Source organism: Pseudoxanthomonas taiwanensis (assembly GCF_010093135.1).
Lineage (GTDB): Bacteria > Pseudomonadota > Gammaproteobacteria > Xanthomonadales > Xanthomonadaceae > Pseudoxanthomonas > Pseudoxanthomonas taiwanensis.
Map to the genome: position 1 here is coordinate 1 of NZ_PDWK01000008.1, position 13,151 is coordinate 13,151.

The following is a 13,151-nucleotide window of genomic DNA, read 5'->3' on the forward strand; positions in this document are numbered from 1 at the left end:
TCAAGCAGCGCGGCCTTACGAAGGTCGAGGCGCTGTTTCAGCTGGCGATGGCGGCGAGCAACCTCGTCCGCCTGCCGAAGCTGATCGCCGCGGGGGCCGCGTGATGGCGGCCCCGGCGGGGAAGGTGCGCCCGGAAGCCCGAAATCGGGCTTATTCAGAGCGCGGGACGCGCTTGCGAAGCGCCTGAGCAGCGAGAAATCCGCGCTGCCGACCGAGTCGGGGGCTTCGCCGGGTCGAATTTCAACAGGCTGCTAGAGGAACCGGCCGGCGCCCCGCGCCAGCAGCTCCCGGGCCAGGGCCGCGCCCAGCGCCTCCGGCGCGTCCGGGGTGCCGTCGCCCTGCGCGCGCACCATGCGCCCGTCCTCGGCCGAACCGACCAGCGCGTGCAGGCGCAGGCGGTCGCCATGCTGCCAGGCGTAGGCGCCGACCGGCACGTGGCAGCTGCCGTGCAGGCCGCGGTTGAGCGCGCGCTCGGCCTCCACGCACACGCGCGTGGGCGCGTGCTCGAGCACCGACAGCAGGGCGATGGTCTCCCCGTCCCCGGCCAGGCACTCGACCGCGATCGCGCCCTGAGCCGGGGCCGGCAGCCAGGCCGGCGGCTCCAGCCGCGCGCGAATGCGCGATTCCAGGCCCAGCCGCTGCAGGCCGGCGCAGGCCAGGATGATGGCGTCGTACTCGCCGGCATCGAGCCGGGCCAGGCGGGTGTTGACGTTGCCACGCAGCTCGCCCAGCTGCAGGTCCGGGCGCAGCGCGCGCAGCTGCGCCTGGCGGCGCAGCGAGGAGGTGCCCACGCGCGCCCCGCGCGGCAGCCCCTCGATACCGTCGAAACGCCCGCTGACGAAGGCGTCGGCCGGGTCGGCACGCTCCAGCACCGCCGGCAGGGTGAAGCCCGGGTCCAAGTCCATCGGCACGTCCTTGAGCGAGTGCACCGCGCAGTCGGCTTGGCCGCGCTGCATCGCCACCTCCAGCTCCTTGAGGAACAGGCCCTTGCCGCCGATGGCCGCCAGCGAGCGGTCCAGCACCTCGTCACCGCGCGTGCTCAGCGGCACCAGCACCACCTCCAGGCCGGGATGGGCCGCGCGCAGGCGGGCGGCGACGTGCTCGGTCTGCCAGAGGGCGAGCGGGCTCTTGCGGGTGGCGATGCGCAGGGTCTTCATCCGTCCATTATCCCGGATGGAGCGCGGGCGCGCCCGTGCCGGGATCAACGCAGGCCCAGGGCCTGGCGCAACTGCGGCACGCAGCGGCGGCTGACCTCCAGCGGCCGGTCGCCGTGGCGCAGGATGGCCTGGACGTGGCCGCCGCCGTCACGGCGCAGCTCGACCAGCTCCTCGCGGGCCACCAGGCAGTTGCGGTGGATGCGGACGAAGCGATCGCCGAACTCCTCCTCCAGCGAGCGCAGCGACTCCTCGATCAGGTCCTCGCCACGGGCGTGGTGCACCACCACGTACTTCTCCTCGGCCTGCAGGTAGCGCACCTCCTCCAGCGGGATCAGGCGCACGGTGCCGCGCAGGCGCGCGCTCAGGTGGGTGCGGCGGCGGGCGCCCGCGGCCGGGCACCCGGCCAGGAAGGTGCGCACCCGCGCCAGCGCGGCGGCCAGCCGCTCCGGGCGCACCGGCTTGACCAGGTAGTCGATCGCCGCCGCGTCGAAGGCCGACAGCGCGTGCGCGTCGTAGGCGGTGCAGAACACCACCGCCACCGGCGGATCGGACCCGGCCAGGCGGCGCGCGGCCTGCAGGCCGTCCAGGCCGGGCATGGCGATGTCCAGCAGCACCGCGTCCGGCCGGTGCGCGGCGCAGGCGTCGAGCACCTGCTGGCCGTCGGCGGCCTCGGCCACCACCTCCACGCCTGGCTCCTCAGCCAGCAGCAGGCGCAGGCGCTCGGGCGCCATCGGCTCGTCGTCCGCGATCACCAGCTTCAGGCTCGTCATGAGGGCGGCAGCGGCAGCGTGATCTCGCAGGCATAGTAGCCGCCGCTCCAGCCGGCCGTCACCCGCGCCTGCTGGCCGAAGCGCCAGGCCAGGCGGTGGGCGATGCTGCGCTGGGCGTAGCCGGCGCCGCGGTTGAACGCCGGTGCGGCCGCGTCGGGCGCCGGTGCGGGATTGCGCACGCGCAGGCGCAGCGCCTGGCCCTCGGTCCACACCTCGACGGTCACCGTACCGCCCTCGGGCAGGCGCGAGATGCCATGCAGCACGGCGTTCTCCACCAGCGGCTGCAGCACCAGGCGCGGCAGCGGCAGGTCCCAGGGCAGCGGCTCGCGCCGCTCCCACCTCACCTGCAGGCGCGGCCCCAAGCGCAGCGATTCGATGGACAGGTACTGCGCGGCCAGCTCGCACTCGGCGGCCAGGGTGGAGTCGCCTTCGCCGGCGCCCAGCGCGGCGCGGAACAGGTCGGCAAGGTCCAGCACCGCGCGCTCGGCCAGGGCCGGGTCGCGGCGCAGCAGGCCGGCGATCAGGTTCATGCTGTTGAAGAGGAAGTGCGGGCGGATGCGCGCCTGCAGCGCGTCGGCCTCGGCGCGGGCGTTGGCCTGCACCTGCGCCGCCCAGCGGTCGTGCACGTAGAAGTGGCGCAGGGCCAGGGCGGTGATCAGCGCGGGGATGGCGGCGCTGCCGCCGGCAAAGCGCCAGAAGCTGGCGCCCAGCAGCCGGATCTCCAGCGCGCCGTACAGTGCGTGCACGATGCCGGCGCCGAGCAGGGCCACGCCCGCGGCCAGGGCCACCGCGGCCGGCGCACCCGCACGCCGCGGCAGGCGCGAGATCGGCCCGCGCAGCTTGCACAGCAGCACCGCCACGGCCAGCGCCAGCCACAGCGCCAGGCCGCTGGCCGACAGGAACCGCCCGGGCGTCCACGGCGCGTCGCCATCCGGGGCCAGCGCCAGCACCACCACCACCAGCTCGGCCAGGCCCAGCAGCGCCGCCAGCCGCGGCAGCCGGCACAGGTCCGGCAGCCAGGGCGCGTCGCGGCGGGGGGCGCGCATGGCCGTCAGCCCGTCAGCCGCCGGTCCAGCCAGTCGCCCAGGTCGGCGATCTCCTGGGCGCAGACCTGGTGCGCCATCGGGTAGCGGTGCCAGCTCACCTGGAAGCCCGCCTGTTCCAGCGCCTGTGCGCTGGCCTGGCCGTACTGGATCGGGATCACCGGGTCACCCTCGCCATGGGCGAAGAACACCGGCTGGGCCACCGCCGCCGGCTCGCGGCGCGCCGCGGCGGCCTGGCCGCCGGGCAGGTAGGTGGACAGGGCGACCAGGCCGGCCAGCGGCTCGCGGCGGCGCAGGCCGGTGGCCAGGGTGATGGCCCCGCCCTGGGAGAAGCCTGCCAGCAGCAGCCGCGAGGCCGGCACGCCGCGCCCGGCCTCGCGCGCTATCAGCGCCTCCCCCTGCCGCACCGAATCCTCGATGCCAGCGGCGTCGGCGCGGGTGGCGAAGTCCATGCCGGTGATGTCATACCAGGCGCGCATGCGCATGCCGCCGTTGATCGTCACCGGGCGCACCGGCGCGTGCGGGAACACGAAGCGCAGCGCCGGCCAGTGCGGCCGCACCAGCTCCGGCACGATCGGCTCGAAATCGTGGCCATCGGCACCCAGGCCGTGCAGCCACAGCACCGTCCAGGCCGGCGCGGGGCCGGTCTCGTGTTCGACGCAGTCCAACAGCATGCTTGCATGATCCCCGTTTGCAGGCATGCATTATGCCGGGATCAGGCCGGGGCCAGTGCCGCGCGCAGCGCGGCGGCCCGGCGCAGCACCGGCGGCGGCTCCAGTTCCTCGGGGATGCACAGCACGCGGTGGCGGCGCAGCCACTGGCCCGGTCCGCGCGCCGAGGTCAGGGCCACGGTCGGGATGGCCAAGGCCATGCCCAGCAGCACCGGCGACATCCACAGCGCCAGCCCCGGCGACACCGCCCAGGCCAGGGCGCCCATGAACACCCCGAACAGGGTCATGCCGCCGTAGCCCTGCACCAGGCCCGACAACGGCAGGGTGCCGTCGTCGCGGCGCTGGGCCTCCCAGCCGGAGTCACGGCCGGCCAGCACCTCGGCCACGCCGCGCGACTGCCGATACATCACCACCGGCGCCATCAGCGCGGCCAGCACGCTCTCGATCAGCACGCCGGCCAGCGCGCGCAGGGCACCGCCGCAGCCGCGCCGCTCCGCCGGGTCGGCGAGCATGGCCAGGTAGCCGAGCACCTTGGGCAGGAACAGCACGCCCATGGTGGCCGCGAACAGCCAGGCCACCCGCGCCTCGTCGCGCTCGCGCCAGTACGCCAGCGGCGAGAAGCCGGGCAGGCGGAAGCCATCCCACACCAGGTCGGTGTGGTACAGCGGGATGGCCAGGCCGACCAGCAGCAGCATCGCCCACATCGGCGCGGTCAGGTAGTGGCCGATGCCCACCAGCATGTGCGTGCGGCTGATCCAGTGCAGGCCGGCGCTGCCGACCACCTTGGAGTGCTGCAGGTTGCCCTGGCACCAGCGACGGTCGCGCACCAGCAGGTCGGTCAGCGACGGCGGGCCTTCCTCGTAGCTGCCGTCCAGCTCCGGCACCAGGTGCACGGCCCAGCCGCCGCGCCGCATCAGCGCCGCCTCGACGAAGTCGTGGCTGAGGATGTGGCCGCCGAACGGCCGCCGCCCCGGCAGTTCGGGCAGGCCGGCGTGCTCGGCGAAGGCGCGGGTGCGGACCATCGCGTTGTGGCCCCAGTAGTTGCCCTCGGCGCCGTGCCACCAGGCCACGCCGCGCGCGATCACCGGGCCGTACACGCGGCCGCCGAACTGCTGCATGCGCGCGAACAGGGTGTTGCCGTTGACCACCCGCGGCAGGGTCTGCACCAGGCCCACGTCCGGGTGCCGCTCCATCGCCGCCACCAGCCGCACCAGGGTCTGGCCGCTCATCACGCTGTCGGCGTCCAGGATCAGGAACTGCGCATAGGCGCCGCCGAAGCGCTGCACCCAGTCGGCGATGTTGCCGGCCTTGCGCCCGCGGTTGTCGCTGCGGCGCCGGTAGAACAGGCGGCCGTGGCCGGCGGTGCGCTCCAGCAGCGCGCGGAACTGCGCCACCTCGGCGGCGACGACCTCGCCGCGCCGGCTGTCGCTGAGCACGAAGAAGTCGAACTTCTCCAGGTGGCCGGTGGCGGCCACCGACTCGTACACCGCCTGCAGGCCGGCCATGATCCGCGCCGGATCCTCGTGGTAGACCGGCATCAGCAGCGCGGTGCGCGTACGCGGCGCCGGCAGCGGGCCGTGCGGATCGATGTCCAGCGGGCCGCGCGGCCGGGCCAGGGTGAGCACGAAGCCGACCACGGCGTTCAGGCACGACAGCGCGATCCAGGCGAACAGCGGCACGAACAGCGCCAGCAGGAGCAGGTCCAGCACGCTCAGCCCTTCCACGCGCAGCACCTGCAGCATGCCCATGCTCGCGGCCGCGGTCATCGCGGCGGTGGCACCGACGATGGCGGCGCGGCGCAGGCCGATGCGCGGCGGCGAGGTGGAAGGACGGCGTGCCGCCAGGCGGCCCTCGCGCAGCGACTGGCGCGGCATGGGCAACGGCGATTCGGCGGGCAGCCAGGCCGGCACGGAGGCACCGCTCGCCTGGGGCGCTTGCGGGGCCGTGCGCGCAACGGCACCCGTCACGCCGAGGGTGGAAACGTGGGGGGACACCTTGGGTTCTCTCCGTCAGCGGATGTGGACCGGATACGGTCCGCGACCCGAAGACGGTTATTGTGCGGCGCGCCAGCGCGCACGCCACCCGCAATGCTCAAAAAACATTCAGTGATGTGATGGAGACGTTATGCTTCAATCCTCGTCCGGCGGCGGCACCAGCCGGTCCGGATCCAGCGCCAGGCGCCCCGCCATCAGCACCGCCTGGGTGCGGTTGCTCACGCCGAGCTTGCGCAGCACCGCGGTCACGTGCGCCTTGATGGTGGCCTCGGACACGCCAAGGTCGTAGGCGATCTGCTTGTTGAGCCGGCCCTCGCACAGCATCTGCAACACCCGGAACTGCTGCGGGGTCAGTTCGCGCAGGCGCTGCGCCATCTCCTGCTCGTCACGGCCCGGTGCCGGAGCGCTGGCCGCCGCCGCCGGCGCCCAGCGCTCGCCGTCCAGCACCGTGCCGACCGCCTCGGCGATGGTGTCCGAGTCGGCCGACTTGGGGATGAAGCCGAGCGCGCCGTGGTCCAGCGCGCGCCGCATCACCGCCGGCTCCTCGCGCGCGGACACGACCACCACCGGCAGCTGCGGATGGACCGCACGCAGGTGCACCAGCGCATTGAAGCCGTGCGCGCCGGGCATGTTGAGGTCCATCAGCAGCAGGTCGGCGTCCGGGTGCGCCTCGACCAGCCTGTACAGCGCCTCCACGCTGTCGGCCTCGTACAGGCTGGCCCCGGGCAGGATCCGCTGCACCGCGCCGCGCAGCGCCTCGCGGAACAGCGGATGGTCGTCGGCGATCAGGAGGGTGGGCATCGGGCGGGAAGCTCCCTGTGGGCGGGAGCCTGCCTAATTACCGCACCTTCCGCTCGTTCACCAGCGTCTCCACCACCGACGGATCGGCCAGGGTGGAGGTGTCGCCCAGCTGGTCGGGCTGGTTCTCGGCGATCTTGCGCAGGATGCGGCGCATGATCTTGCCCGAACGGGTCTTGGGCAGGGCCGGCGCCCACTGCAGGTGGTCGGGCGTGGCGATCGGGCCGATCTCCTTGCGCACCCAGGCCACCAGCTCCTTCTGCAGCTCCTCGCTCGGCTGCTCGCCGGCCTTGAGGGTGACGTAGGCGTAGATTCCCTGGCCCTTGATGTCGTGCGGGAAGCCCACCACCGCCGCCTCGGCCACCTTCGGATGGGCCACCAGCGCGCTCTCCACCTCGGCGGTGCCGATGCGGTGGCCGGAGACGTTGATCACGTCGTCCACGCGGCCGGTGATCCAGTAGTAGCCGTCCTCGTCGCGGCGGCAGCCGTCGCCGGTGAAGTACACCCCCGGATAGGTGCGGAAGTAGGTGTCGATGAAGCGCTGGTGGTCGCCGTACACCGTGCGCATCTGCCCCGGCCAGGAGTCCAGCAGCACCAGATTGCCCTCGGCCGCGCCCTCCAGCAGCTGGCCGTTGGCGTCCACCAGCGCCGGCCTGACGCCGAAGAACGGCAGCGTCGCCGAGCCGGGCTTGAGGTCGGTGGCGCCGGGCAGCGGCGAGATCAGGATGCCGCCGGTCTCGGTCTGCCACCAGGTGTCCACGATCGGGCAGCGGCCGTCGCCGACCACCTCGTAGTACCAGCGCCAGGCCTCCGGGTTGATCGGCTCGCCGACCGTGCCCAGCAGGCGCAGGCTGGCGCGCGAGGTCTTCTTCACCGGCGCCTCGCCCTCGCGCATCAGCGCGCGGATCGCGGTCGGCGCGGTGTAGAAGATGGTCACCTTGTGCCTGTCCACCACCTCCCAGAAGCGGGACACCGTCGGGTAGTTGGGCACGCCCTCGAACACCAGCGCGGTGGCGCCGTTGGCCAGCGGACCGTAGACGATGTAGCTGTGGCCGGTGACCCAGCCGACATCCGCGGTACACCAGTAGATGTCGTCCTCGCGCAGGTCGAAGATCGCCTCGTGGGTGTAGGAGGCGTACAGCAGGTAGCCGCCGGTGGTGTGCAGCACGCCCTTCGGCTTGCCGGTGGAACCGGAGGTGTAGAGGATGAACAGTGGGTCCTCGGCGTTCATCCGCTCCGGCTCGCACTCGGCCGGCTGGCCGTCCACCACGTCGTGGAACCAGCGGTCGCGCGGGGCCTGCATGTCCACCGCCCCGCCGGTGTGGCGCACCACCAGCACCGTCTCCACCGACTGCGTGCCCGGCAGCTTCAGCGCCGCGTCCACGTTGGCCTTCAGCGGGATGCGGCGGCCGCCGCGCAGGCCCTCGTCGGCGGTGATGATCAGCTTGCTGCCGCAGTCGGCCACGCGGTCGGCGATGGAGTTGGGGGCAAAGCCGCCGAACACCACCGAGTGGATCGCGCCGATGCGCGCGCAGGCCAGCATCGCCACCACCGCGTCCGGGATCATCGGCAGGTAGATGGTGACGCGGTCGCCCTTGCCCACGCCCAGGTTGCGCAGGGCGTTGCCCAGCTTGCACACGCGCTCGTGCAGCTGGCGGTAGGTGACCTTCCGCGCGGGCGCGGACGGGTCGTCCGGCTCGAACAGGATCGCGGTCTTGTCGCCGCGGGTGGCCAGGTGCCGGTCCAGGCAGTTGACCGAGGCGTTGAGCTCGCCGTCGGCGAACCAGCGGATGCGGAAGTCCTCGAGCTTGTAGCTGACGTCCTTGATGACGGTCGGCTTGCGGAACCAGTCCAGGCGCTCGGCCGCCTTTGCCCAGAACGCCTCCGGGTTCTCGATCGACTCGCGGTACAGACGCTGGTAGGCGTCCTTGTTGATGCGCGCCCGCGCGCCGAACTCCGGCTTGACGGGATACAGGTCGGACATGGCTCTCCCTCCTCGGAATCATGGTCCGGCCGCGACCGTTGCGCGGCCTTTGGCGTCCACAGTTTGACGCATGAACCGTGACGCAATGCAGCAGCCGGGGTACGACCTTGGTCGAACGCGGCACGCCCTTCTCCATGCCGCATCGCAGCAAACCGAGCAACGGCAACGCCCTGCGCGCGCGTGCCGGTGCCTTTCGACTAATGGCGAATAGGCGCCCCGGGAAGGCCGTGCAAAACGTTCCGCGACGAACGCACGGTTCGTACGCGGCCGTGCGTCGCCGAAGGGCTCGTCCAACAACGAGGGAGAGGGGAAATGAGCAAGCATCCGTCAAGACTGGTGCCGCGCTCGCTGGCCGCCGCCTTGCTGGTGGCCCTGGCCGCGCCCGGTGAGGCGTGGGCGCAGAGCGACCGCGAGCGGGAGCTGGAAGCGCGCGTGGCCGAGCTGGAGCGCCAGGTGCAGCAGCTGCTGTCGGTGCAGCAGCAACAGCAGCAGCAGCAGCCGGCGCCCGCCGCCCAGCCCGCCGCGCCCGCGGTGCCGGCCGAGAAGCGGATCCAGGCCACCACCATCACGCCGGGCGCCAACCCGGGCACGGTGTTCTCGTACGGCGGCTTCATCAAGATGGACGCGATGGTCACCGACACCAGCGACGGCAAGATCCTGGATGGTTCTTCCGGCCGCCTGTTCTACGTGCCCAGCACCATCCCGGTGGCCGGCGCCGGCGCCGACGGCGGCGACGCCTACACCGACTTCCACGCCCAGTTCTCGCGCTTCTGGCTGAGCGCGGACCACACCACCGACGGCGGTGACAAGTTCAAGGCCTTCGTCGAGATGGACTTCTTCGGCGGCGGCAGCAACGCGCTGGCCGGCAACGAGACGGCCACCAACACCTACGCGGTGACCCTCCGCCACGCCTACGTGAGCTGGAACAACTGGCTGGCCGGCCAGACCTGGTCCAACTTCCAGGACGTGGCCGCCCTGCCGGACACGGTGGACTTCCTCGGCGTGACCGACGGCACCGTCTTCGTGCGCCAGGCCCAGGTGCGCTACACCAACGGCAACTGGTCGTTCTCGCTCGAGAACCCGGAGACCACCGTGCAGCGCCACCTGACGGCCTCGCCCGGCGGCCGCCAGAACAGCGAGAGCAACACCACGCCGGACCTGACCGCCCGCTACAACACCAAGGGCGACTGGGGCCACTTCTCGGTGGTCGGCCTGCTGCGCCAGCTCAAGTACGGCGAGGAGACCGAGACCGGCGCCGCGCTGAGCGTGTCGGGCAAGTTCAACCTCGGCCCCAGCGACGACATCCGCTACATGGTCAACTACGGCAGCGGCATCGGCCGCTACATGGCCCTCGGCCTGGGCGCCGACGCCGAGGAGGACGCCTCCGGGCGCCTGCACGCGCTCGACGGCTACGGCGGCTTCGTCGCCTGGCGCCACGTGTTCAGCCCGAAGCTGCGCGGCAATCTGATGTACTCGGCCGCCCGCTTCGACAACACCCCCGACTGGGTGGGCCGGGCCGTCACCGAAGGCTCGGAATCGATCCACGCCAACCTGATCTACTCGCCGTTCCCGAAGCTGGACGTCGGCGCCGAGGTCAGCTGGGGTGAACGCGTGCTCGAGGATGACCGCAAGGGCGATCTCAAGCGCATCCACACGACCGTCAAGTACAGCTTCTGAGGGGAGCCACGACCATGTCCACTACCGCAAGCACCGTCCCCGCGTCGGGCGGCATGACCCGCGAGCACCGCAAGGTGATCCTGGCCTCGAGCCTGGGCACCGTGTTCGAGTGGTACGACTTCTACCTGTACGGTTCGCTGGCGGCGGTCATCGCCGCGCACTTCTTCTCCTCGCTGGCCCCGGGCCCGGCGTTCGTGATGGCGCTGCTGACCTTCGCCGCCGGCTTCGCCGTGCGTCCGTTCGGCGCCCTCGTGTTCGGCCGCCTCGGCGACCTCATCGGCCGCAAGTACACGTTCCTGGTCACCATCGTGATCATGGGCCTGTCCACCTTCCTGGTGGGTGTGCTGCCGACCTACGAGACGATCGGCATGGCCGCGCCGATCATCCTGGTGCTGCTGCGCTGCCTGCAGGGCCTGGCCCTGGGCGGCGAGTACGGCGGCGCCGCCACCTATGTGGCCGAGCACGCGCCGCAGGGCAAGCGCGGCCTGTACACCAGCTTCATCCAGACCACCGCCACGGTGGGTCTGTTCATGTCGCTGCTGGTGATCCTCGGCTGCCGCCTGGCCCTGGGCAACGAGGCCTTCTCCGAGTGGGGCTGGCGCGTGCCGTTCCTGATCTCGTTCGTCCTGCTGGCGATCTCGGTGTGGATCCGCATGCAGCTGAACGAGTCGCCGCTGTTCCAGAAGATGAAGGAGGAAGGCAAGCGCTCCAAGGCGCCGCTGTCGGAGAGCTTCGCCAACTGGAGCAACGGCAAGATCGTGCTGCTGGCCCTGCTGGGCGCCACCGCCGGCCAGGCCGTGGTCTGGTACGCCGGCCAGTTCTACGCGCTGTTCTTCCTCACCCAGACCCTCAAGGTGGATCCGGTCACGGCCAACCTGTTCATCGCCGCGGCCCTGGCCATCGCCACCGGCGGCTTCATCTTCTTCGGCTGGCTGAGTGACAAGATCGGCCGCAAGCCGATCATCATGGCCGGCTGCCTGCTGGCGGCGTTGACCTACTTCCCCATCTTCAAGGGCCTGACCTACTTCGCCAACCCCGCGCTGGCGGAGGCCACCCGCAACTCGCCGGCGGTGGTCGTGGCCGATCCGAAGGACTGCTCCTTCCAGTTCGTGCCCAGCGAGCTGAAGAGCCACGTGAAGTTCAACAGCTCCTGCGACATCGTCAAGAACCTGCTGAACGCGCGCAGCGTGTCCTACGTCAACGAGGAGGCGCCCCCGGGCACCCTGGCCAGCGTGCGCATCGGCGAGACGGTGATCCAGAGCGTGGACATCCGCAACCTGTCGCCGGAGGACGCCAAGGCCGCCCAGGACAAGCTGGCCGCCGACCTGGCCGCCGCCGTGGACGCGGCCGGCTACCCGAAGGCCGCCGACAACAGCCAGATGAACAAGCCGATGGTCCTGCTGCTGCTGACCATCCTGGTGATCTACGTGACCATGGTGTACGGCCCGATCGCGGCCTGGCTGGTGGAGCTGTTCCCCACCCGCATCCGCTACACCTCGATGTCGCTGCCGTACCACATCGGCAACGGCTGGTTCGGCGGCTTCCTGCCGACCACCGCCTTCGCGCTGGTGCTGTGGACCGGCAACATCTATTCGGGCCTGTGGTACCCGATCGTGGTGGCCCTGATGACCTTCGTCATCGGCAGCCTGTTCCTGCCCGAGACCAAGGACGTGGACATCACCCACGGCTGACCGCCGCGCCCGTCCGGGTACATCCGTACCGCGCCGGCCCCGCGAGGGGCCGGCGTTTTCTTCAGGCCTGGCGGTGTTGCGCGCGGGTGGCGGCCTCGCGCATGGCCATCCCCAGCAGCAGGCCGGTCACGGCGGCGTAGAAGCTGGTGGTGGTCTGGTGCGCGAACATCGACTGGGTCAGCCCGCAGCTGGCGAAGGCGGCCACGAACACCGCGCCGGCCAGGGCGGTGCCGCGCGGGTTGGGCGGCCGCGGCGCACGCCACCACAGGCGCACGAACAGCGCCAGCGGCACCCCGTACAGCGCCAGCAGCGCGAGCGCGCCGGGCAGGCCCATGGTCGCGGCCCATTCGGCCAGGTCGTTGTGGGCGTGGCCCAGGTGGCACCGCTCCGGCGCCGGCGTGCGGCGGCACTCCGGCAGCCGTTCCATGGCCCGGTCGAAATGGGCGAAGCCGACGCCGGTCCAGGGATGCTCGAGGAAGGCGCGCCCGGCCACGCGCAGGCGCTCCAGGCGCGCGCCGGCGGAGGAGTCGTGGTCGCCGTGGTCGATGCGCTCGATGTCCCGCTGCAGCTCCTGCAGGCGGGGGCGCTCGCTCATGCCCGGCACCGCCGTGACCAGGGCGGCCACGCCGGCCACGGTGGCGCCCAGCAGCAGCAGGCGGCTGCGCCGGCTGCGCCAGCCGCTGCCCAGCACCAGCACGGCCAGCAGCATCAGCAGGCCCGGCCAGGTGCCGCGGGTGCCGCTGAGCAGGATCGCCAGCGTGCCCAGCACCAGGCCGCACACCGCCCAGCGCCAGCGCCCCGGCGGCCGGCAGAACACCGCCAGCACCGTCAGCAGCAGCACCACATCGGCAAACACGATGGCGTTGCCCCAGCCCGAGGCGCGCCCGGCCCCATCGGCCACCTGCAGCACCGCCAGCACGGCGGCCACCGCCAGGCCGCACAGGCTGCCGCGCCACAGCCACTCGGAGGACGGCGCCAGCACGTAGGCCCAGGCCATGGTCCAGGGCAGCACAAGCAGGCGGTCCAGGCTCTTCACCTCGCCCGGTTCCAGGCCGAGCATCCAGCTGGACACCAGCGGCACCCCCACGGCCAGCGCCACCGCGGCCGCCACCGCGGCCGCCGGCATGCCCAGCCGGCGCGCGCCGGCGGCCACCCGCACCGGCACCAGCGCCGTGGTCAGCAGCAGCAGCACGCCGAAGGGCAGCAGCCCCTTGGGAATGGACAGGGTCAGGGCACCAAGGCACCACATGGCCAGGCCGGCGCATGCCTGCGCCCACCGCAGCCGGGTCCCGCTGGCGTCTCCGCTTGGCAGCAAACTTCGATCCTCCCGAACCGGACGCGGCGATGTTCGGGGGCGGACCCGGAA

General features: G+C 72.1%; 10 protein-coding genes. 2 read left to right on the plus strand and 8 right to left on the minus strand.

Annotated elements, in window-relative coordinates; translation table 11 throughout:
- Positions 1-251 precede the first annotated feature (251 nt).
- The 7 genes from hemC to acs all read right to left on the minus strand — a co-directional run bounded on the left by hemC (position 252) and on the right by acs (position 8,417).
- Positions 252-1,157 (minus strand): hydroxymethylbilane synthase, encoded by a 906-nt coding sequence (gene hemC / locus CR938_RS02645; RefSeq protein ID WP_162123528.1) that lies wholly within the window; start codon positions 1,155-1,157, stop codon positions 252-254.
- A 44-nt stretch (positions 1,158-1,201) separates the two neighbouring features.
- The gene (locus CR938_RS02650) at positions 1,202-1,927 is read right to left on the minus strand and encodes a LytR/AlgR family response regulator transcription factor (RefSeq protein ID WP_211365160.1); all 726 of its coding nucleotides are present in this window, start codon (positions 1,925-1,927) and stop codon (positions 1,202-1,204) included.
- On the minus strand, positions 1,924-2,973 hold the full coding sequence (locus tag CR938_RS02655; protein ID WP_162123529.1) for a sensor histidine kinase: 1,050 nt from the start codon (positions 2,971-2,973) through the stop codon (positions 1,924-1,926). Before CR938_RS02655 ends, CR938_RS02650 begins: the two co-directional genes overlap by 4 nt.
- Positions 2,974-2,978: 5 nt before the next feature.
- Positions 2,979-3,644, minus strand: a complete 666-nt coding sequence (locus tag CR938_RS02660; RefSeq protein WP_162123530.1) for an alpha/beta hydrolase — start codon at positions 3,642-3,644, stop codon at positions 2,979-2,981.
- A gap of 41 nt (positions 3,645-3,685) precedes the next feature.
- Complete coding sequence (gene mdoH / locus CR938_RS02665; protein WP_281350204.1) at positions 3,686-5,551, minus strand: glucans biosynthesis glucosyltransferase MdoH; 1,866 nt, start codon at positions 5,549-5,551, stop codon at positions 3,686-3,688.
- A gap of 219 nt (positions 5,552-5,770) precedes the next feature.
- Positions 5,771-6,436, minus strand: coding sequence for a response regulator transcription factor (locus CR938_RS02670; protein WP_162123532.1), 666 nt, complete (start codon positions 6,434-6,436; stop codon positions 5,771-5,773).
- Between the two features lie 37 nt (positions 6,437-6,473).
- Positions 6,474-8,417 carry an acetate--CoA ligase gene (gene acs / locus CR938_RS02675; RefSeq protein ID WP_162123533.1) on the minus strand — a complete coding sequence of 648 codons (1,944 nt, stop codon included), beginning with the start codon at positions 8,415-8,417 and terminating at the stop codon, positions 6,474-6,476.
- A 312-nt stretch (positions 8,418-8,729) separates the two neighbouring features.
- Here acs and CR938_RS02680 point away from each other — a divergent pair, with 312 nt between their 5' ends.
- Both CR938_RS02680 and CR938_RS02685 read left to right on the plus strand, forming a co-directional pair.
- Positions 8,730-10,094 carry a DcaP family trimeric outer membrane transporter gene (locus CR938_RS02680; protein ID WP_162123534.1) on the plus strand — a complete coding sequence of 455 codons (1,365 nt, stop codon included), beginning with the start codon at positions 8,730-8,732 and terminating at the stop codon, positions 10,092-10,094.
- Positions 10,095-10,108: 14 nt separating this feature from the next.
- Positions 10,109-11,785 (plus strand): MFS transporter, encoded by a 1,677-nt coding sequence (locus CR938_RS02685; protein WP_162123535.1) that lies wholly within the window; start codon positions 10,109-10,111, stop codon positions 11,783-11,785.
- Positions 11,786-11,846: 61 nt separating this feature from the next.
- Here the strand turns inward: CR938_RS02685 and CR938_RS02690 are convergent, their stop codons facing one another.
- Positions 11,847-13,034, minus strand: a complete 1,188-nt coding sequence (locus tag CR938_RS02690) for an O-antigen ligase family protein (protein ID WP_162123536.1) — start codon at positions 13,032-13,034, stop codon at positions 11,847-11,849.
- Positions 13,035-13,151: the final 117 nt, after the last annotated feature.